Genomic DNA, 18,644 nt, shown 5'->3' with positions numbered 1-18,644 from the left:
GGAGCAACGCCGCAGAAGGAGGGGGACCGTGGCGGACTATTCGCAGTCACCGCTGGAACTGCTGCTGGCCAACCAGCAGAAGGGGTACGTGGGCATCCACGTCGAGCAGGGTGTGCCGGTCCTGGACCGGGACCTGAACCTGTTGCAGGACCTGATCTCGGCGACGGTCCGCGCGGTCATCAACCGCTACGTCGGTAACGGGGCCGCGGCCGGGGCCAACGGCTTCGCCGTGCAGGCGCTGCCCACCGGGCAGAACGGTCAGGACTTCCTCATCGCGGCCGGCGATGCCGGGGGGCCCGGCAGCGCGCTGGTCGGCGGCGTCGAGGTGGTCATCCCGGCGGCGGTGACGTACAAGAGCCAGCCGGGCCTGCCCGTGCTCACGGCGCCCACGGCGGCGCAGCCCGATCCGCGGACGGACACCGTGTACCTGGACGTGTCGCTGGCCGAGGTGGACGGCACGGTGGACGCGGAGCTGAACAACAGCCGCGACGTGGGCGTCCAGACGTCCGTACGGCTCAAGCCGGTGTGGGTGGTGCGGGTCAGTGAGGGGGACGCGGTGCCGGCGCCGTCGTCCGGACACAGCTTCTACCCGCTGGCCTCCCTCCAGCGGCCCCGGGGGGTGGCGACCATCGAAGCAGCCGTGATCGGCGATCTGCGGCAGCGCCGGCTGACCGTCTCCGACATGGAGCGCAGGATGAGCCTGATGGAGCGGACGCTGCTGCTGCCCGCGTTCACGGTCCCGGCGCCCGGGCAGCCGCAGTTCGTGCCCAAGAGCGGCGTCATCGGGCAGCCGGTCACCCTGAACGGCAGCAACTTCGCCGTCGCCCCGGTGACCGTGCGCTTCGGCGACCTGCCCGCGAAGATCGTGGGCGGGGCGTCGTCGACGCAGGTCGTGGCCCGGGTGCCGGGCGGGCTGACCCCGGGGGGTGTCTCCGCGGCCGTCAGGATCACCGTCAGCAACCTGGGCGGCTCGGTGATCAGCGACGACACGTTCACGGCGGACCCCGCGCCGGCGTTCACCGAGCCGACCACCCAGTTCAGTCCGGGCAACGGCACCCCGGGCACGCAGGTGACGCTCAACGGGTTCAACTTCAACGCCGCCGGCACGCAGGTGCGCTTCGCGGCCGTGGCCGCCACGGTGGTCGGCGTGCCGACCGCCACCCGCATGGTCGTCCAGGTGCCGGCGGGCCTGGTGCCCGCGGGCAGCACCAACGCCGACGTCAAGATCACCGTGATCAACCCGGCGGGCAGCATCGTCAGCGACGACCCGTTCCGGGCCGAACTGAACATCCCCGCCCCGACCTTCTCCACCACGCCGCCCCAGTTCTCCCCTAAGTCCGGGGTGGCCGGCCAGCAGCCCATCATCCTCAACGGCAACAACTTCAACTTCGCCCCGGTCACGGTCAAGTTCGACACCTTCACCGCGGTGATCATCGGCACGCCCTCCGCCACCCAGATTTCCGTACGGGTGCCCGCAGGGATGACGCCGCCCGGCACCACCAAGGACATGAAGCTCTCGGTCACCACGGCGGGCGGCACCGCCACCAGCACGGACATATTCACGATCAACGGTTAGGAAGGGAATGCTCATGGCGTTCCACATCTATCCCGATCCGCAGACCGCCGCGCTCACCGTCAGCACCGGGCTGCCGGTCTTCGTCGGCATCGACCAGTTGGCCGGGCCGCGCGACCAGGGCGGCTACGCGAAGATGATGTACGTCCGGGTGTGCGCGACGGGCGCCGTCGAACTCCCGACGCTGTTCATCCGGGCGGGACACCCCGACACCCCGGCCACCCCCGGCGACACCGAGGGACCCGCGGTGGAGATCACCGGATTCACCGGCGGGGTGTTCAACAAGACCACGTACCTGGGCGACGTGAAACGCGACGTCGAGGCCGACAACGTGGCCATCATCCGCATGGGGTTCGACCAGGCGGGCACCGCGGAGACCTGGCGGCTGGGTTTCCAGAACAACAACGTGGGTGGCGCGCCCGTCGAGTTCACCTGGGTGGTGGCCGACGCGGCCACCGACACGGCCAAACCCTGGCTCGACATCTCGCCTGGCACGGTGTCCGCCTTCCTCTCCCTCGTCAACAAGTCCGACTCGGACAGCGTGCAGGTGTCCAACAAGGGCACCGCCCCGCTGGCCATCGCCACGGCGGGCTCCCTTCCGACCAGCGGCTTCACGGTCACCTCGCCCCTGCCGCTGACCGTACGCCCCTCCCGCACAGAGACCCTCTCGCTCCGGTTCACCGCGCCCGCCGCGCCCCCGCCGGACAACAAGACCACTCTGACCACGAACATCGTCGTGACACCACCGGACCCCACGGTGGGCACCTCCGCCGGCCACAACCAGCAACTCGCGTTGACCGCCGTCACGCAGAAGCTGGAGGTCGTCCTCCTGCTCGACTCCTCGGGCAGCATGGGCGGCAACCCACTCGGTGGTCCCCCCGCCACCGTCGCGGAGTCCCGCTGGGGGGAGCTGACCACGGCGACCAAGGGGTTCCTGCACCTCCTCGGCCTCTTCGCCGACAACGGTGGCCGGTTCGGCATCGCCCGCTTCCCCGCAGTGGGCGCCGGCCCCGCCGGCTTCGACATCGTCCCGATGAAGCAGATCGCGGCCTCCGAGATGGCCGACGCGGGCAGCGCCGTCGAGGCCATCGTGCCCACCGGCAGCACCCCGATGGGCGACGGCCTCGACCATGTCCTGGCGCCTTCCACCAGCTACTTCGGCACTGACCCGCTCAGCGTCAACACCAGCCGCCGCTGGCTGATCATGATGAGCGACGGGGCACACAACTCGGGCACGCACAACCCGAAGGAGTTCACCGCACCACCCAACGGCACGGCGCCGACCGGCACCTCGCTCGCCGAGAAGAAGATCACGATGTACGGCATCGGGTACGGCGTCGAGGGGCACACCGACGTCGACCACATCCTGATCAAGACCCTCGCCGACGGCTCGTTCGGCGGCGTCTCGCACAGCGTCACGGAACCGGGGTTCACCCCCACCCAACTCGGCGCGGTCCTGCGCAACGCCCTCAAGGAGGGCCTGACCGACGCCTCCTCCCCCGCCGACCCGCCGGGCGTGTTCGTCTTCGGCGAGCGGGAGATCCGCCACGAGACGGTCATCACCCCGTACGACGACAAGGCCGCCTTCGTCCTGGACTGGAACACCCCCGACGCCAGCAGGCTGCGGCTGGAACTGCTGACCCCGAACTGCGAACTGATCACGCCGGAGAACGCGGGCCAGGGCAGGTTCTCCCAGGTCACCTTCCACGGCGGGACGCGCTCGAACATGTACCTGATCCCCCGGGACTTCCTGCGGGGCGACAGTGGCTCCGAGGGGGCCACCGGCACGTCCGGCACCCGGGGGCGCGACGGCACCTGGCGGCTGCTCGTCAGCTCCGGCGGCGGAGTCATCGGCGCCGCGGACACGACGGGCACGACGAGCGCGACGAGCGAGGGCGATCCCGACGTCGAGCACTACGTCTACGACGTGCTCACCGACTCGACGCTGCGCCTGGAGGTCAGCCAGGACAAGGGCACCTACTTCGCCGGGGACCCGATCACCGTTACCGGCCGCCTCACCGCCGAAGGCCGGCCGGTGACCGGCGCCGCGGTATCGCTGTCCACCACCGCGCCGGTGCAGTCGACGGACAACCAGATCGCCGCGCTGCGCGTACCCGCCGAGGCGCTGAAGCGCGCCGAGGAGCTGCTCGCCGGCAAGGACGCCACCCCGCTGCTCGTCAGGCAGTTGGGGGCCCAGCTCGCCGGGCTGAACATCGACGGCAGCCGCCGCGAACACGTCCAGGCGATGAGCGACGCGGACGGCACCGGCAACTACCGGGCCACCGTCACGGACACGTCGGTCCCGAAGCAGTACGTCTTCTACCTGTCCGCCACCGGCATCACCGCCGACGGCACCAGCTTCCACCGCGAGAGCAAGCAGGAGACGCTCGTCATGGTGCGGCCCGAGCCGCAGCACACCCGGATCGACCTCAACCAGACCGGGCCCGGCCAGATCGACGCGACCGTCATCCCGCGGGACCGGTTCGGCAACGTCCTGCTGATCAACCCCGACACGGCCGGCGGCTTCGGCCTCACCGCGCTCGGCGGCAAGCCCGGCGCGCTGACCAGCCGGCTCGACGGCTCGTACACCGGCACGGTGACGTTCGACCCGAAGGTCAACCCCGCCATCGGCCTGCAGTTCGGCGGCCAGGACGTGCTCGTACCGAAGCACACGCCGCCGGTCGGCGACCTGCGGTACACCAACCGCGTCATCAAGTTCGAGGCAGGCGCGATCAAGGACGCCAACCAGCACGCCGACGCGCGCGCGGTGCTCGGCAGCGTCGTCGACAAGCCCGCGGGAACGTTCGTCTCGCTCGGCGCGGCGGGCCGGCTGGAGGTCGGTATCACCCGCCTGGTCATCCTGGCCGCCGGTGGCGACGACGACGTCACCGTGTTCGTCCGGCCGGACACGGACCTGCGCGCGTACCGGGTGGAGGCCTACGCGGTGGAGCGCCGCGCATGGGTGGATCTCGGCGAGTCCATCGGCGTCACCCAGTCGTTCGGGCTGCGCACGGCCCACCTGAAGTTCACCATCGCCCTGCGCATCACCGACATCAGCGGCCGTACGCGCGACGACGCCTTCGTGGCGCTGACCACCCCGGGGGTGAGTCTGCGCGGCGTCGGGGCGCTGAAGACGGCCAAGGACCTGCCGTGCCGACCGGACCAGTTGCCCAACTGGTTCCCCTGGGCACGGTAGGCACGGGCCGCCCGCCCCGCGAGGGGTGGGCGGTTCTCCGTCGCGGTGTTACGAAGCTGCGAGTTCCTTGAGCACGATGTTGAGCTTGAGGATGTTGAGGTGGGCTCGCCCAGGAATCCCAGAGTGCGGCCGTCGGTGTGGTCGGCCACGAGCTTGCGCACCTGGGCGACGGTCAGCGCGTTGCGCTGCGCGACCCAGTGGACCTGGAGGGCGGCGTATTACGAGGATACGTCCAAGTCGAGGCCGGAGCGGCCGGAGCCGGAGGTTTCAAGCGGCTTGCTCTCACCTCGATGGCAGCCCTTGGGTCTGCTGAGGCCGCCGGAAGATCGTCAGCTTGGGTTGCTTCGGTGGCGCCGAGGGAAGGCATCGCCGACCGGCCAGTTCTTGCGCAGACCGAGGGCAGTGTTGGTGGGACAGGTCGCTGGCTGGTGCTCGACTTGGACCTTGCCCAGCTGTGCGGTTGCCCAGGCAGGGAGGACGGGGGCCGGAAGCGACTTGGGGTCGGGGCTTTGCCAGAGGACGGGGATGTTCTTCGTTCCAGGTCCAGGGTGCTGGGTTGTCGACACGCCACGACAGAGACTGGCGTGTTCGCAACACCAGCGGCTCGCATCACCTGGGAGCCGACCGCAGCAAGTCCGACAGCTCCGGGTGGATGCACTGTTGCCGACATGCCTCCCGGGCAGGCCGGCACGCCGAAGCCCACGGCCGCCTTCCATGGCACGGGGGTTGCGGTTACCTACGACCTCACGTCAGCCAAGGGTGCCGGTAAGCGCATCGATGACGCCACCCTGTGCGTATACCGGTCGCAGTTCCTCGCGACCAGCGGGACACGCACCACGGGCTGGTGGGGTGCGCCGGACAACGTGGTCAGGTTCGACTCTGGCGAGTACCTGGTCCCGTACGGGACCAAGGGTGCCATCTTCAGCCGCGTCACCCCGTCGTTCCACTACGACCGGACGAATACCGACGTCAAGGCCGTCGCGGAGCACGTCTTTGACGCCCTCCACGCCCCGCAGCTGACGTACCGGAAGAAGACCGACAAAGACATCCCCGGGTACATCTGGAGGGGAGACGAGCGCCTCTTCATCGCACCTACCCTAAGTTCGACAGCGCCTCCGCCGATGTATCGAAGAAGAACGGGGCGGCCAAGAATGCAGCTTGTGCCGGGCTGTCACACAACACGGGCGAGCAGTGCGATGAGTTCCCCTTCGCCTCGACCAAGGAAGGCGCAGGGAAGGGTGATGGCAACTTCTCGGTGAAGTACGTTCCCCAGTCAGACAACTCCAAGGCCGGAGGCGCACTCTCCAAGCGGTACGGCCAGGATCGCATCCTTGACGGAGATGCCTACGGGATCTGCGTTAACTAGGCGGCAAAAGACTGAAGTTGACTTCTGGGCGAGGGCCAAACAGGCCCTCGCCCAGCTGCGTGATCGAGTGGAAGATTCTAATGCCCTTGGACTGACATGGGAGGTTCGCGTGCCTGAGAAAGAGGACCGGAAAGCCTCCGGCACCGACGAAGAATCTACTGAGCCTGCCAGTCTGACCGGTCATCACCCGGGCATTCGTTGAGTGTGTAAGGCGGCCGCCGCTGGCGTCCTCCAGCTCTTGGTAGGGGCGGGCGCCGTTCTTGCAGTACTGGTCCTGCAACGCGGTCAACGGTTCGGCGAAATTGCGCACATAGTTGATGTGCAGAGCATCGGGAAAGCCTCGCTCTGTACCAGCCCAGCTCTTCACTGGGGTCGCCGCCGCGACCGTCGCAAGCTGGTTCACGCAATGCCGCACACAGCCTTCGGCGCAGCCCGCCGACCACCGAGCTGAACAGCAGGCCTCAACACAGCGAGACCGCTGGGCCGTGTATCGAAAGTGACGACGGTCCGCTGCTCCTCGAAAAGATTCAGTCGCAGTGATCCTCACGAAGATTGCGGACTCTGGGCCGTGCCGTGGGCCAGATCGGCCAGTCGTTCCGCGTCTGCGGTGCCGGGTTCGGCCGACCAGAGCACGAGTTGCTGTTCTGGTGCACCGGCGTAGCGAAAGGTGTCCCAGTCGAGGGTGAGTTCGCCGGCGATGGAGTGGGTAATGCGTTTGCTGCCGAAGTCCTGGTGCGCGACGCGGTGTTCGGCCCACCAGGCCCGGAATTGCTGATCGGCAACGGCCAGCTCGCCCACGAGAGCCGTGAGGGCCGGGTCGGCCGGATTCGTCCCGGCTTCCATCCGCAGGACTTCGACGCAGGTGCGGGCCACGTCTTCCCAGTCCGGGTAGATGTCGCGCATCACCGGGTCGGTGAAGACCATGCGGACGTAGTTGCGCTCGGGCTCGGGCACGGCTGCGAAGTCACACAGCAGCTCCGCTGCCAGCGGGTTCCAGGCGAGGATGTCGAGCCGTGGGCCGAAGACGATGGCGGGCGTATCGGTGAGCTGGCCGAGCAGCCGGGTCAGGTGCGCGTGCACCCTGGGCCGGGCCGGCCGACGCGGCGTCTTGCGGTGCCCGGCCCTGGCGGCCTGGTCTACCAGTCCTTCCGCATACGACCTCTGGTTGCCGTCCAGCCGTAGCGCACGTCCGAGGGACTCGAGCACTGCCTTCGACGGCGCCAGACGGCCCTGCTCGATGCGTACGTAGTAGTCGGTGCTGATCGCGGCGAGCTCAGCCACTTCCTCGCGGCGCAGCCCCCGCACACGGCGCTGGGTGTGCTCGCGCTCGGGAAGCCCCACCTGCGCTGGGGTGAGCTCGCCACGGCGATGTCTGAGGAGCTCACCGAGCTCGCGAAGATGTGCGGATCCGATCACCCGTTCAGCATGGCATCCGGGCACGGGCTCTGCCTGGGACAGATCCTTCCTAGGAAGGAGTACGCCCTTCCAGCGACCAGGTTGCCGACCGGACAGTGGATACAGGCCCGCAGATCGCCGGCCGGTCATGACCCCCAGGAGCAGAGAATGAGAACTGACGTCCGCTTTCCCACCAACGGCCTGCAGCTCGCCGGTCACCTCTACCTTCCCGAGGACGGCGACGGCCCGCTCGCCGCGATTGTCGTCGGCCACCAGACGACCGGCGTCAAGGAGCAGTCCCCGGCGGTCTACGCCGCGCGCCTGGTCAAGGAGGGCTTCGCCGTCCTGACCTTCGACGCCGCCTTCCAGGGAGAGTCCGAGGGCACGCCCCACGGCCTGGAGGACCCCTTCCAGCGCGCGGAAGACTTCCGTGCGGCGGTCTCCTACCTCACTACCCGTCCCGAGGTCGACTCCGACCGTATCGGCGTGATGGGCGTGTGCGGCTCGGGCGCCTACGTGCCCTACGCGGCCCAGACGGACCACCGCATGAAGGCCGTGGCAGGCGTCTCCGGGACCGACGTGCCCAGCTTCTTCCGCGGCGCCGACCCCAAGGGCTGGCAGCAGATGGTGGCGAACTCCGGAAACCTCCGCAGCGCCGAAGCCGCCGGCGAGCCCGCGGCAACGTTCGCTGTGCTGCCGGAGAAGGCCGATGCCGACACCCCCGCCCCGACGGCCGAGTTCGTCGACTACTACAAGACGCCCCGCGGCAGGCACCCGCGCTCCACGGGTGACATGGTCGTGCGCAGCGCGGATCTACTCGACCAGTTCGACTCCTTCGCCGACGTCGCCAAGATCGCGCCTCGCCCGCTGCTCATGATCGCCGGCACCGAGGCGGTGACCCGCGGGTTCTCGGAGAAGGCCGTCGCCGACAGCCCCGGCAACGCCGAGCTGTTCCTCGTCGACGGCGCCACCCACGTCGACCTGTACGACCGCGACCAGTACGTGACTCCTGCCGTCGCCAAGCTGGTCGAGTTCTTCAGCAAGCACCTCGCCTGAGTCGGCAAGCGTGAGCGGCCATCCAGCGGACCCCTCGTCCGCGCTGCGGGTAGCTCGCTTGGCCAGGGTGGGGTGTCCCCGGCGAGGGTCAGGCTGCCAAGTGTCGCGAAGGTGCTGGTTGCAGCCACTCTCCGATGGCTGCAACCAGCACCACGGCCTCGTAGCGGACGGCAAGCTTGTCGTATCTCGTGGCGACCGCGCGATGTCTCTTGAGGCGGTTGATCCCGCACTCGACAGCACGGCGCTCGGGGTAGTCGGACGGATCGAAACGCGACGGTCGGCCACCGCGGGAGCCGAGCTTCTGGCGGTTGCGTGCCTGGTCGACCTTGTCGGGAATGGTGCATCGGATCCCTCCCGAGCTGGTGTGCTGGGCCAAGATGCGCTGGCGCATCGAGCACGACTGCCGCGAACTCAAACACGGCCTGGGCCTGGACCACTTCGAGGGCCGCACCTGGCGCGGCTGGCACCACCGCCACCAGGGTGGTGAACACCCGCTCCCAGGTGCCGTCAACGGCCCATATCCGCAACCGGATGTAGACGCCCCGCCAGTTGCCGTAACTCTCCGGCAGATGCACCCGCTGGGTCCCGGTCTGGAACTTGTAGGCGATCGCGTCGATCACCTCGCGGTGATCCCGCCGGCGACCACCTCGCTTCGGCGTCCGGTCCGGGAGCAACGGCTCGATCCGCGCCCACTGCGCATCAGTCAACGGCACGCCCAGACCAACGACTGACTGATCCCACCTCACTATCAAGAGCACGCCGCTGCGCCATGCGCGCTGACCGGGACGCCGGCGCACCACCCGTGCCCCGCGGCCTCTCGGCCTCTCGGCGCGGCCGACTCTCCGTGCAAGCGGTCGTGTTTCCGGGGCAACCCGCGCCGAACGGCGTCACGTGCCTGCGGACCGGGCCCGCTGGTCCTCGGAGAGGGGCGGTGCGAAGGCAGTGGTGGCCGAGCGGAATGCCCTGCGGTAGGCGGACGGGGTGATGTCCAGGGCGGTGCGCATATGCTGCCGCAGGTTGGTGCCACTGCCCAGGCCGGCCCTGGCGGCGATGTCGTCAACCGGCAGTTCGGTCGACTCCAGCAGGTGGCGTACGTGTGCCAAGCGGGCCGAGGCGAGCCATTCGGCCGGGGAGAGTCCGGTCTCCTGTCGGAAGCGCCTGGTGAAGGTTCGTACGCTCATGTGGCAGTGGGCCGCGAGGTCTTTGAGGGACAGCCGCCGGTCCAGGTGTTCGGTCATCAGCGTCCGTGCCCCGGCCGTCGAGGTGTCCGCGTCCTCCCGGACCGGGTGCTCGATGTACTGTGCCTGCCCTCCGTCTCTCATGGGCGCGACGACGTTGTACCGCGCCACCCGGTTCGCCACGGAACTGCCGTGGTCCTCCCGGACCAGGTGCAGGCACAGGTCGATGGCGGCCGCGCCGCCGGCTGACGTCAGGATCCCGCGGTCGGCGATGTAGAGCGGGTCGGTGTCGAGGTCGACTGCGGGAAAGAGCCGCCTGAACTGCTGCGCGTAGCGCCAATGGGTCGCGGCCCGACGGCTTTCCAGCAGGCCGGCGGCCGCGAGTACGAACGAGCCGGTGCACAGGGACACCAGCCGGGCGCGGCGCCGGGCCGCACGGCGCAGCGCTTCGGCGACGGAGGCGTCCACCGCGCCGGCGTCCAGTACCTCCGGGCAGCGGGTGCCGGCGACGATCACCGTGTCGGCGTGCTCCAGCAGGGACAAGTCGCCCTGCGGCGTGACGCCATACCCGTTCACCGTCGGTACTGGGGAGCCGTCCGGGGTGAGGGTGCGTACCTCGTAGGCCGCGGTGCCCGCGCGGGTTTCGACCGAGGCAAGCATCTGGGCCGGGATGCTCAGGTCGAAGGCCACCACCGGTGCGAGGGCCAGGACGGCCACATGGTGCGGTGTCGCAACAGTCATGGCCCAATAGTTGCACATAGTGGCTCCCGGGCCACTTCTGTGCCGCTGGTGATCGGCAGAGACTGAGGTCAGTTCCGCACAACAGACCGCACAACAGACCGGGCAGCACCCGGTCGAACACCCGGAAGGTGCCCAGCCAGCCATGACTTCCCCCGCGCTCGATCCCGAAATCCAGACCCTGCTCGACACCGCCGACACCGGCGTCTTCCCCGTCCATGGCCTGGACGCCGTCCTCGCCGACCCCCAGCGCTACGCACTGCTGCGCGCACACCCCGACACCCCCGTCGACGACCAGGTCAAGGTGCGAGACCTGTACATCCCCGGCCCCGCAGGACAACTGCGACTGCGCGTCTACCGCCCCGACGCCACCGAAGACCTGCCGATGATCCTCTACGTGCACGGCGGCGCCTTCACCTACGGATCCCCCGAGGCCGAAGAGGGGCGCTCCCTGCGCTACGCCCGCGACGCCCACGCCGTCGTCGTCTCCGTCGACTACCGCCTCGCCCCCGAACATCCCTACCCGGCCGCAGCCGACGACGTCTACGCCGCCCTGACCTGGATCGCCGACAACCCGGCCGAACTCGGCGCAGACCCAACACGCATCGCGGTGGCCGGCGGCAGCGCCGGCGGGAACATCGCCGCCTCCACCGTGCTCCGCGCCCGCGACCAGGCGGGCCCCCACCTGCTCTTCCAGTCCCTGACCTACCCCAGCGTGGACGGCAGTCTCACCAGCGCCTCGGCACGGGAGTTCACCGATACCCCGGTCTTCGACCGGGGGGCGCTGGAACTGGCCGTGCAGTACTACGCGAAGGACGGCCACGCCGACCCGTACGCCTTCCCGATCCGCGCCACCGATCTCAGCGGCCTGCCGCCCACCTATATCGCCGTGGCCGAGATCGACCCGCTGCGCGACGAGGGCCGCGACTACGCCGCACGCCTGTCCGCCGCCGGCGTCACCACCGAACTCGTCCAGGTCCCCGGCGCCGTCCACGGCTTCGACCTCCTCTTCCCGCAGGCCCGCATCAGCGAACACAACCTCACCGACCAGGTACGCACCCTGCGCGACGCCCTCCACCCCTGATTGAGGCTGAGGGGTCGTTTCCTCCTGTTGTTTCATCCCTGGATGCGGCTTTGGTGTGGTGGTGTCGAGTCTCGCCAGGAGACGGTGTTCTCTCTGGCGAGGCGGCGGGCCAAGAGGTCGGTCGTGGCGAGGTGGATCATGGCTTCGGAACGGTGTGGGTGGGTTTCGTAGTCGCGGGCCGGGCGACGGTGCAGCATCAGCCAGCCGTAGGTGCGCTCCACCGCACAGCGTTTCGGGATCGGAGTGAACCCCCTGGTACCGGGGGCGCGTTGGACGATCTCCAGGTCGATGCCGCCTGTCCCGGCCGTGATCACGGCTGTCTTCGTCATGAGCTCCTCCACTCAAATAATCGGATGGGTCATCCGTTTAAGTGGACGCCAGCACAACCGGATGACCTATCCGATCGTGGCCAAGAACGAGTCACCCTGGACCTCACCCTCAGCAGGTGTGGGTTCTTCGGCGAGATCATGCGTCGCGACAGGGCATCGATGAGCAGGAAGCGCTGCGGTCATTTCACGAGTTGCACGCCACCGGGCTGCTGCTGATCGACGACGACGGGGCGCTGTGGGTGTCCGTGCCCCTGACTGCCCTGACGCCTCGTAGACCGAATGGCGGCTGGAACGAGAGCTCCTGCCCGCAGGCTCCCATCTTGTGTGAAGCACACAGCTCGGCACCCACCGCCTGCCCTGCGCGCGAGCGGGTGCGGGGTCAGGCAAGCAATCTCAGTGGGCCTTCAATGCCTCCTGACAATCCAGGCGGCCGTGTTCTCGTACAGCTGCCGCCACCCGTCATGTAGCACTGAGTAACTACGCGGGGCTGGGGTCGCGCTGCTGGAGGGCGGCGAAGTCGGCGTGCGCCGTCTCGATGGCCTCCGGGTACGCCTGGGTCTTCTCGTGCTCGGCCAGCGCCCGGTAGATGCTGGAGAGGCTGGGGCTCTATCCTTTGCGGCGGCCGGTGGGGATGAGCAGGTCGGGCTGGATATCCTCAACGGTCTCGCCGTTCGCGCGGCGGCGGCGGCGCACGGTGTACAGCATGCCGTCGGTCATGACCGAGAGCCGGCCGCCCGGCCGCCGTAGTTGCCCTTGCGGGCCGCGGCATCCAGTCCTTCGAGGGTGGCCTCGCGGATGTTCTCACGTTCGGTCTCGGTCATCGCGGCGAAGAACCCGAACAGCAGGCGTCCTGGACCGCTGGGGTCGTACATCCCATGGAGGGGTCCGGCGAGCATCTCCAGCACCAGGCCGTGGGTGGTGATGTGATCGGCCAGGGCTGTCAGCTCTGCCGGGGCACCTTGGTGAAGCGGCCGGTGTGACAGGTCCCGGCGACCGCGCCGGAGCGCGAGCGGCAGGGTGAGCCTGGAGACGCGTGACAGCGTGGGCAGGGGGAGCGCTCGACGGCGTCCGCTTCGGACGTGGGTGCGGTTTGAGGGCCCGTCATGACCCCGGATGCTGTCACAAACATTTCTCAGAACACTCCTGGCTCCACTTTGAGAGAGAACGAGTTGTGACAGTGAACCCGCGATCCCGACCGCTCCCGCCGATCACTTTCGATCCTGCGCCGGGAAAGGGTCGTTTACGAGAGATGAGGGAACGTTGCGGGACCTGCGGGCAGGTTCATGGCGACGGCTTTGAAGAACGTGTAGTGGAAGATTCCGTCGTGGGCGGACCGGTGCAGGTCGGCGATCCCCCGGTCCCAGTCGGGAGGGGTGGTCAGGGCGGCGGCCAGGGCGTTGTCCCGAACGGATTCGACCATGGCGATAAAGGTGTTGCGGGTGAAGCCGTCGACCCACTCGGGCCGGGTCCGGTCGGCATAGACCGTACGTGGGCGGACTACAACGCCGTCGTATCCGGCACCAGCCAGCAACGGCTGTAGTTGCCGACCGAGCAGCGCGTTGCCTCCCGCTGTCGCCTGGAGGCGGACCTGGCAGTCGATCACTGCCCGGGCATACGCGCTGTCGGGGTGGAACACTACCGATCCGTGGTCCCCCTCGATCACGGTGATGGTGCCCCCGGGCCGTAGTACGCGTCGTAGTCCAGCCAGCGCCCGCTGAGGATCCGCCAGATGTTCCAGGACGAAGCACACGAAGACGTGGTCGAATTCCGCGTCGGCGAAAGGAAGGTCGAACACGTCGGCGCGGCGCCACTGCACCTGTGCCTCGGGTGCGATGCCGGCGACGTGGGTGCGGGCCTGCGCGAGAGACTCCTCCGACTGGTCGACCGCGACGATGTGCGCCCCGGGACTAGAACGAAGCAAGTGGACTGTTTGAGCGCCGACCCCGCAGCCGAGCTCCAGCACCCGACTGCCTGCGGGGTAGGTCGTTCCGGCGTGCAGCAGCTGTGCCAGTGTGTCCGCCTGGTCGCCAAGCCGACGGCCCTCACGCTGTGAGTACCCGTGTACGTAGGCGGCCGCCGGGACAGGGGCGGGAGGTGTTGTGGCTGTGTCCATGGGCCCACCCTGCTGCCAGTATGGCCCGATGAACAGATCCAATGAGTTCACTTCTCACCAGTCCATAGTGTCTGGGGCGGACTTCCTTCATCTGGCCATCGACGAGGCGCCGAGCGGCGGGAAGTCCGAGTGGCTGACCCAGCAGATCCGGCTCGCGCTGGCAGACGGGCGGCTGCCGGTGGGAAGCAGGCTGCCGGCCACGCGTGTCCTGGCCGACGAGCTGGGCGTATCGCGTGGCGTCGTCACCGAGGCTTACCAACGTCTGGTCGAGGACGGGCAGCTCGCCGGACGAGGGCGCAACGGAACGATCGTCGTCGGCGCACCCGCGACGACAGCAGCAGCCAAGCCTCCTAGACCTGCCCGTCCCCCGTCACCTCGCTCAGTGTTCGCCGCCGCGCCCCAGGCAGACGTCTTCGACGCGATGCGCATGGCCCGGGCCCGGATCGACCTCTCCCCAGGGCTCCCCGATCTTGCCGCGTTCCCGCGCGCGGCGTGGCTGCGCGCAGAACGCCGTGTCCTGGATCGGCTCGCGGCATCCGACCTCGGATACGGAGACCCACGCGGTACGCCGGCGCTCCGTCTGGCCATCGTGAACTGGATCGCCCGCAACCGCGGTATCCGGGCGGACCCCGGCGAGGTCCTAGTCGTCGCCGGTACCGCCCAGTCACTCACCCTCATGGGGCAGGTGCTGCACAGTGACGGCATCTCCGCGGTGGCGATGGAGGACCCCGGCTCCCTGGGGGCCCGCCAGCACCTGAACAACTGTCAGTTGGACACCCCGCCCGTCGCGGTCGACTCAGAAGGGGTGCGCGTCGATGATCTGCGCGCCACGGGTGCAGCGGCCGTCTTCCTGACACCCGCACACCAGTTCCCCATGGGTGTCGTTCTCCGTGGTGGCCGGCGCAGCGAACTGACCCACTGGGCCCGCGAAAGCGGCGGACTGATCATTGAGGATGACTACGACGCCGAGCACCGCTACGACCGGGCGCCCGTGCCGGCCCTGCGGTCCGTGCTCGCCGAGAACGTCTTCTACGCCGGGAGCGTGTCCAAGCTCCTCGCCCCGGCCCTGCGCATCGGGTGGCTTCTCGCCCCGCGGAAGTACCGCGACGCCCTCGTGGATGCCAAGCGGTTCGCCGACCTCGGCAACGCCGCCCTGCCACAACTCGTCCTCGCCCGGTTCATGGAATCGGGCGAGATGGAACGACAGCTGCGCCACCTGCGCAGGCACCACCGCCGCCGGCGGGACGCCATGATCGAAGCCGTCGGTACCCACTTGCCGGGCGCGACTGTGCACGGCACCGCAGCGGGCCTGCACCTGACCGTCACCTTCAAGGCCGGGTTCGCCGACACAGACATCGCAGCCGCGGCACTCGCACGCGATGTGAAAGTGCACCCCTTGTCCTGGCACTGTCAGCGTTCCCGCCAACCGGGACTGGTCCTGGGCTACGCCGCGAGCACGCCGACCAACATCAGCGAAGGAGTGGCGACACTCGGCGCAGTCCTGAGACAGCTGTCCTGACGCTCCGATCCACGCCCGCACGCTCCTGAACTCGGGGCGGGGAAAGTGGCGGCTTTCGCGGCCAGCCGGAGCCACCGGTCATCTCGGCGCCGGGATCACCCCGCTCTGCGGGCTACGTGGGCCAGGAATCGTGGCCGCTCGGCTGGCCAGGTCCAGATCAAGGCGGCAGTTCATGTCCCGCTCGAACCGGCCGTACGGATTCACATGGGTCCAGAACAGCGGGGAGAACGCCCGGCGGTCCGCATCGGCCAGCCTGTCCGCCCACTTCGGATCAGCCAAGACCTCCTGCATCAGCAGCGTGTTGACGTGCACCAGCGCGGCCTGGAGCAGGTGCAGCGCGAGCATACTGACCTCCTGGGATTCCTTGTCCGCACCGGCCGGGTCGCCGTCCTTGCCGTAGAAGAGGTCCCTGTTCGCAGAGTTCCAGTTCTCCACCACCTGCAACCCCTCGTGAATCTCCTGGCGCATCCCAACGTCGGCCAGGTAGTCGCAGACGAACGAAGTACGTACCACTCGGCCCAACTCCTTCGATCGCCCGGTACGTCGGGTGCTTGGGCCCTCCCCTGGTGAAGCGCCGCAGGACCTGCTCGGCTTCGGCGGTGCCCAGGCGCAGGGCGGTGGCGTACTTCACGATCTGGTCGGCATGAGCAACCAGCCGTGGACCACCGAGGAACTCGCTGACCTCGACGAGACCATCGCCACCGCGCGGGAGTCCAGCAACACGGAGCTTGCCGACTACTGGCAGGGCATCCGGGACGGCAAGACGCCGACCGTGGACTGGGAAGATCTGCGCATCGACCTGTATGCGCAACACGGCATCGATGTGAGCGGCAACGCGGCATAATCCAAGGCCATGAAGCACAGCAGGCCCGGAGCTCGCATCATCCCCGGCCCCGTGGACGCAGAGCAGGCTAGCCGCTTCACCCCCGCCGAAGAGATCGCCGTCGACCGCGCCTTGGCCGCCACCGCTGCCGCCCCCACAATCGGCATCCTCCGCACCCGCACCGAGCACGGCGGGATCATGTGGGAGTACCGGCCCCCCGGCACGAGCGTGCCCATCGTCTACACGAAGACCAACCGGCGCACCATCGTCACGCTCGACTACTTCGAAGCCTGAGACGCCAGCAGCCCCCGCCCGGTAGTGAGGGCTTCACTGCGCACGCTCAGATCGGCTTGAGATTTAACCCGTAGGAGCCTTGGGCGCGTGGCTCGCATACTTGTCCAATGAGTTCGATCTCCACGCACCACCGGTTCCGGGACCCCCGGAGCACGGAGTACGACTTCCTCACGTCGGTTCTGGTGCGCTGTTCCGGCTGCGGGAAGGTCGCGCACATCGGTACGGCACCAGGCCCGTCCGGGATTCACGACCAGGGCCTCTTCGCACGGAGGCGTCTCGTTTGTCGGAGCTGCGGGATGGCGAAGGACTGGAGCCGTGGCGGTGTGTCCTTGCACCGGGACCGGCACGCGCCGGCCACAGACCCGTACTTCGATGTGTGTCTCTGGCTGCAGACTGAGACCCGGCACGGATGGGTATGGGCCTACAACCTGGAACACCTGGACCTGATCAGACGATTCGTGCAGGCACCGCTGCGTGAAGGAATCCCCTGGCACGACCACGGCCGAAGGATGACCGTGGTGGCGCGCCTGCCCGCATGGATGCAGCAGGCCAAGAACCGTGACGAGGTGCTGCGGGCCATCGCCCGCATCCACGCCTCGCTGCTGAGCCCCCAGCCCTGTCTATGGACCCCACAGATCAAAGCCCTCGACGACCGCTTCCGGGCCTCCAGCGTCTTCGACGACGGCATCACCTTGTCGCAGTTCCACCGGATCAGCGGATTCGACCCCATCGACATGTGGTGGTGGCGACGCCACCCTCGTCTGCTCCTCGGCGATCTCGGCCGCTCGCTCCGCTCGGCAGGCGCCACCGACTGGTCCTCGGCAGCGCAGCTGGCCCTGGCCACGTGGCATCGGCTGATGTAGCGGCGCGCGGCGCCGGGAAACAGTGAGGGAGTGATCGAGTTGCCTGACAGGTGTGACGGCGTGCGGGCCGTGCGCGTACTGCCCGCGGGCTCCGAGGCTGCTGATGCACTCAGGACATGGAGCGGGCAAGAGGACACCACCCTGGATCTGTGCGGTCTCGACGCATCGGGTGCCGACCTCACCGGCGCCGACCTGGCCAGCGGACTGCTCATCGAAACCCGCCTCAAGGGTGCGGTCCTGACCGGCACCGACCTGTACCGCGCTGATCTGGCATACGCCGTCCTGGACCGCGCCGACCTCAGCCGGGCCTGCCTGGTCAAGGCAGTCCTGGATGAGGCGAGCCTGCGGGACGCGGTGCTGGCCGGCGCGAATCTCGGCAGAGCTGACCTCTACAAGACCGACGCCCGTGGGGCTTGCTTCCGAGGAGCAAGCCTCCGCGGCGCCCTGCTCCTGGACGCGCGTCTGGAAGGGGCCGACCTGACCGGCGCGTCGGTACAGCAGACGTCCTTCGAAGTGCTGCTGGATGAGCACACGGTGGTGGAAGGCCTCACCGGCAGCGTGTACGGGCCCGCGCACGTCGTGACCAGTGGGGCACGCCAGGAGCTGGCGGGCCGTGCACTGGAACGGTGGCTGAATCGGCGTGGCGCCACGGTGCAAGTCCTCAACTCCGCACCGGACACGACCACGTACTACGCGAAGGTCAGCGAGGGCTACCGGCCAACGAACGCGCTCCGCTCAGCACGGCCGAGTATGCGATCAGCAGCACGCTGACGCTTCCCGCGCCGGTGCCGCGGATCGGCCAGCGTGACCAGTCGCCGCGGCAGTCCCGGCAGTGCGCGGTGCTGACGCGAGGGCGACTTGATCAGGCAAACGTCGGCAGACTGACGGCACATCGAAGCTCCGGTTCGGCAGGGCGACTTGAGAGATCACCCGCTCCAACCGGAGCTTCGATGTGTGCGAGACGGGTCGATCGGCAGTCGCCACGCCCCTGTGACCCGCGACTTCGCAGCATCAACCGGACTCTGAAACAGCCCTGCGCTTCATGGCCTCTGCCTCTGGCTCGGCCGTCAATCCGCGCGAGGTCACATCACCAGGCGTCAGCCACTGCCTGTATCTC

15 protein-coding genes and 3 pseudogenes are annotated in these 18,644 nt (G+C 68.5%); 10 read left to right on the top strand and 8 right to left on the bottom strand.

Annotated features, from left to right (window positions below):
• The first annotated feature begins 28 nt into the window (after positions 1-28).
• From ACFVXC_RS23310 to ACFVXC_RS23300, 3 genes are all read left to right on the top strand, one after another.
• Positions 29-1,576: an IPT/TIG domain-containing protein gene (locus tag ACFVXC_RS23310; RefSeq protein ID WP_389908009.1), complete on the top strand. Its 1,548-nt coding sequence runs from the start codon at positions 29-31 to the stop codon at positions 1,574-1,576.
• 13 nt (positions 1,577-1,589) lie between these two features.
• On the top strand, positions 1,590-4,769 hold the full coding sequence (locus tag ACFVXC_RS23305) for a hypothetical protein (RefSeq protein WP_389908007.1): 3,180 nt from the start codon (positions 1,590-1,592) through the stop codon (positions 4,767-4,769).
• Between the two features lie 1,060 nt (positions 4,770-5,829).
• Positions 5,830-6,135, top strand: a complete 306-nt coding sequence (locus ACFVXC_RS23300) for a NucA/NucB deoxyribonuclease domain-containing protein (protein WP_389908079.1) — start codon at positions 5,830-5,832, stop codon at positions 6,133-6,135.
• A gap of 543 nt (positions 6,136-6,678) precedes the next feature.
• On the opposite strand, the gene ACFVXC_RS23295 is transcribed toward ACFVXC_RS23300, so the two are convergent.
• On the bottom strand, positions 6,679-7,551 hold the full coding sequence (locus ACFVXC_RS23295; RefSeq protein WP_389908005.1) for a helix-turn-helix domain-containing protein: 873 nt from the start codon (positions 7,549-7,551) through the stop codon (positions 6,679-6,681).
• Between the two features lie 147 nt (positions 7,552-7,698).
• On the opposite strand from ACFVXC_RS23295, the gene ACFVXC_RS23290 reads away from it, so the two are divergent.
• Positions 7,699-8,586, top strand: coding sequence for an alpha/beta hydrolase (locus ACFVXC_RS23290; protein WP_389908003.1), 888 nt, complete (start codon positions 7,699-7,701; stop codon positions 8,584-8,586).
• A gap of 545 nt (positions 8,587-9,131) precedes the next feature.
• Here ACFVXC_RS23290 and ACFVXC_RS23285 read toward each other — a convergent pair.
• Both ACFVXC_RS23285 and ACFVXC_RS23280 read right to left on the bottom strand, forming a co-directional pair.
• Positions 9,132-9,299, bottom strand: a pseudogene (locus tag ACFVXC_RS23285) (transposase); the annotation flags it as partial.
• A 174-nt stretch (positions 9,300-9,473) separates the two neighbouring features.
• The gene (locus tag ACFVXC_RS23280; RefSeq protein WP_389908001.1) at positions 9,474-10,505 is read right to left on the bottom strand and encodes a GlxA family transcriptional regulator; all 1,032 of its coding nucleotides are present in this window, start codon (positions 10,503-10,505) and stop codon (positions 9,474-9,476) included.
• Between the two features lie 142 nt (positions 10,506-10,647).
• Here ACFVXC_RS23280 and ACFVXC_RS23275 point away from each other — a divergent pair, with 142 nt between their 5' ends.
• A complete protein-coding gene (locus tag ACFVXC_RS23275; RefSeq protein WP_389907999.1) occupies positions 10,648-11,586 on the top strand; it encodes an alpha/beta hydrolase in 939 nt (312 codons plus the stop codon).
• Positions 11,587-11,618: 32 nt separating this feature from the next.
• On the opposite strand, the pseudogene ACFVXC_RS23270 reads toward ACFVXC_RS23275, so the two are convergent.
• The 3 genes and pseudogenes from ACFVXC_RS23270 to ACFVXC_RS23260 form a co-directional block, all read right to left on the bottom strand.
• Positions 11,619-11,891 (bottom strand): annotated as a pseudogene (locus tag ACFVXC_RS23270) (IS5/IS1182 family transposase); the annotation flags it as partial.
• A gap of 737 nt (positions 11,892-12,628) precedes the next feature.
• Positions 12,629-12,811: a recombinase family protein gene (locus ACFVXC_RS23265; protein WP_389907997.1), complete on the bottom strand. Its 183-nt coding sequence runs from the start codon at positions 12,809-12,811 to the stop codon at positions 12,629-12,631.
• A gap of 344 nt (positions 12,812-13,155) precedes the next feature.
• Positions 13,156-14,028: a methyltransferase domain-containing protein gene (locus ACFVXC_RS23260; protein ID WP_389907995.1), complete on the bottom strand. Its 873-nt coding sequence runs from the start codon at positions 14,026-14,028 to the stop codon at positions 13,156-13,158.
• Between the two features lie 28 nt (positions 14,029-14,056).
• Here ACFVXC_RS23260 and ACFVXC_RS23255 point away from each other — a divergent pair, with 28 nt between their 5' ends.
• Positions 14,057-15,547, top strand: a complete 1,491-nt coding sequence (locus tag ACFVXC_RS23255) for a PLP-dependent aminotransferase family protein (RefSeq protein ID WP_389907993.1) — start codon at positions 14,057-14,059, stop codon at positions 15,545-15,547.
• A gap of 78 nt (positions 15,548-15,625) precedes the next feature.
• On the opposite strand, the gene ACFVXC_RS23250 is transcribed toward ACFVXC_RS23255, so the two are convergent.
• The gene (locus tag ACFVXC_RS23250) at positions 15,626-16,060 is read right to left on the bottom strand and encodes a Tn3 family transposase (RefSeq protein WP_389907991.1); all 435 of its coding nucleotides are present in this window, start codon (positions 16,058-16,060) and stop codon (positions 15,626-15,628) included.
• Positions 16,061-16,133: 73 nt separating this feature from the next.
• A pseudogene (locus ACFVXC_RS23245) lies at positions 16,134-16,178 on the bottom strand (hypothetical protein); the annotation flags it as partial.
• A gap of 12 nt (positions 16,179-16,190) precedes the next feature.
• Here ACFVXC_RS23245 and ACFVXC_RS23240 point away from each other — a divergent pair.
• The 4 genes from ACFVXC_RS23240 to ACFVXC_RS23225 all read left to right on the top strand — a co-directional run bounded on the left by ACFVXC_RS23240 (position 16,191) and on the right by ACFVXC_RS23225 (position 18,298).
• Positions 16,191-16,391 (top strand): hypothetical protein, encoded by a 201-nt coding sequence (locus ACFVXC_RS23240; RefSeq protein ID WP_389907989.1) that lies wholly within the window; start codon positions 16,191-16,193, stop codon positions 16,389-16,391.
• A gap of 9 nt (positions 16,392-16,400) precedes the next feature.
• Positions 16,401-16,664, top strand: coding sequence for a hypothetical protein (locus ACFVXC_RS23235; RefSeq protein ID WP_389907987.1), 264 nt, complete (start codon positions 16,401-16,403; stop codon positions 16,662-16,664).
• 296 nt (positions 16,665-16,960) lie between these two features.
• On the top strand, positions 16,961-17,527 hold the full coding sequence (locus ACFVXC_RS23230) for a hypothetical protein (RefSeq protein WP_389907985.1): 567 nt from the start codon (positions 16,961-16,963) through the stop codon (positions 17,525-17,527).
• Positions 17,528-17,566: 39 nt separating this feature from the next.
• Positions 17,567-18,298 (top strand): pentapeptide repeat-containing protein, encoded by a 732-nt coding sequence (locus ACFVXC_RS23225; protein WP_389907983.1) that lies wholly within the window; start codon positions 17,567-17,569, stop codon positions 18,296-18,298.
• The last annotated feature ends 346 nt before the right edge of the window (positions 18,299-18,644 follow it).

Source organism: Streptomyces sp. NPDC058257, from assembly GCF_042881845.1.
In the GTDB taxonomy this organism is placed as follows: Bacteria; Actinomycetota; Actinomycetes; order Streptomycetales; family Streptomycetaceae; genus Streptomyces.
Note: the sequence above shows the minus strand (reverse complement) of the source record. Positions and strands in the feature narration are given on the sequence as shown.

Excerpts from the sequence above, each read along its gene's own strand:
- ACFVXC_RS23265 (WP_389907997.1), bottom strand. The coding sequence starts at position 12,811 with ATGCTCGCCGGACCCCTCCATGGGATGTACGACCCCAGCGGTCCAGGA.
- ACFVXC_RS23255 (WP_389907993.1), top strand. The coding sequence starts at position 14,057 with ATGAACAGATCCAATGAGTTCACTTCTCACCAGTCCATAGTGTCTGGG.
- ACFVXC_RS23305 (WP_389908007.1), top strand. The coding sequence starts at position 1,590 with ATGGCGTTCCACATCTATCCCGATCCGCAGACCGCCGCGCTCACCGTC.
- ACFVXC_RS23280 (WP_389908001.1), bottom strand. The coding sequence starts at position 10,505 with ATGACTGTTGCGACACCGCACCATGTGGCCGTCCTGGCCCTCGCACCG.
- ACFVXC_RS23260 (WP_389907995.1), bottom strand. The coding sequence starts at position 14,028 with ATGGACACAGCCACAACACCTCCCGCCCCTGTCCCGGCGGCCGCCTAC.
- ACFVXC_RS23235 (WP_389907987.1), top strand. The coding sequence starts at position 16,401 with ATGAAGCACAGCAGGCCCGGAGCTCGCATCATCCCCGGCCCCGTGGAC.
- ACFVXC_RS23240 (WP_389907989.1), top strand. The coding sequence starts at position 16,191 with ATGAGCAACCAGCCGTGGACCACCGAGGAACTCGCTGACCTCGACGAG.
- ACFVXC_RS23230 (WP_389907985.1), top strand. The coding sequence starts at position 16,961 with ATGGCGAAGGACTGGAGCCGTGGCGGTGTGTCCTTGCACCGGGACCGG.
- ACFVXC_RS23275 (WP_389907999.1), top strand. The coding sequence starts at position 10,648 with ATGACTTCCCCCGCGCTCGATCCCGAAATCCAGACCCTGCTCGACACC.
- ACFVXC_RS23290 (WP_389908003.1), top strand. The coding sequence starts at position 7,699 with ATGAGAACTGACGTCCGCTTTCCCACCAACGGCCTGCAGCTCGCCGGT.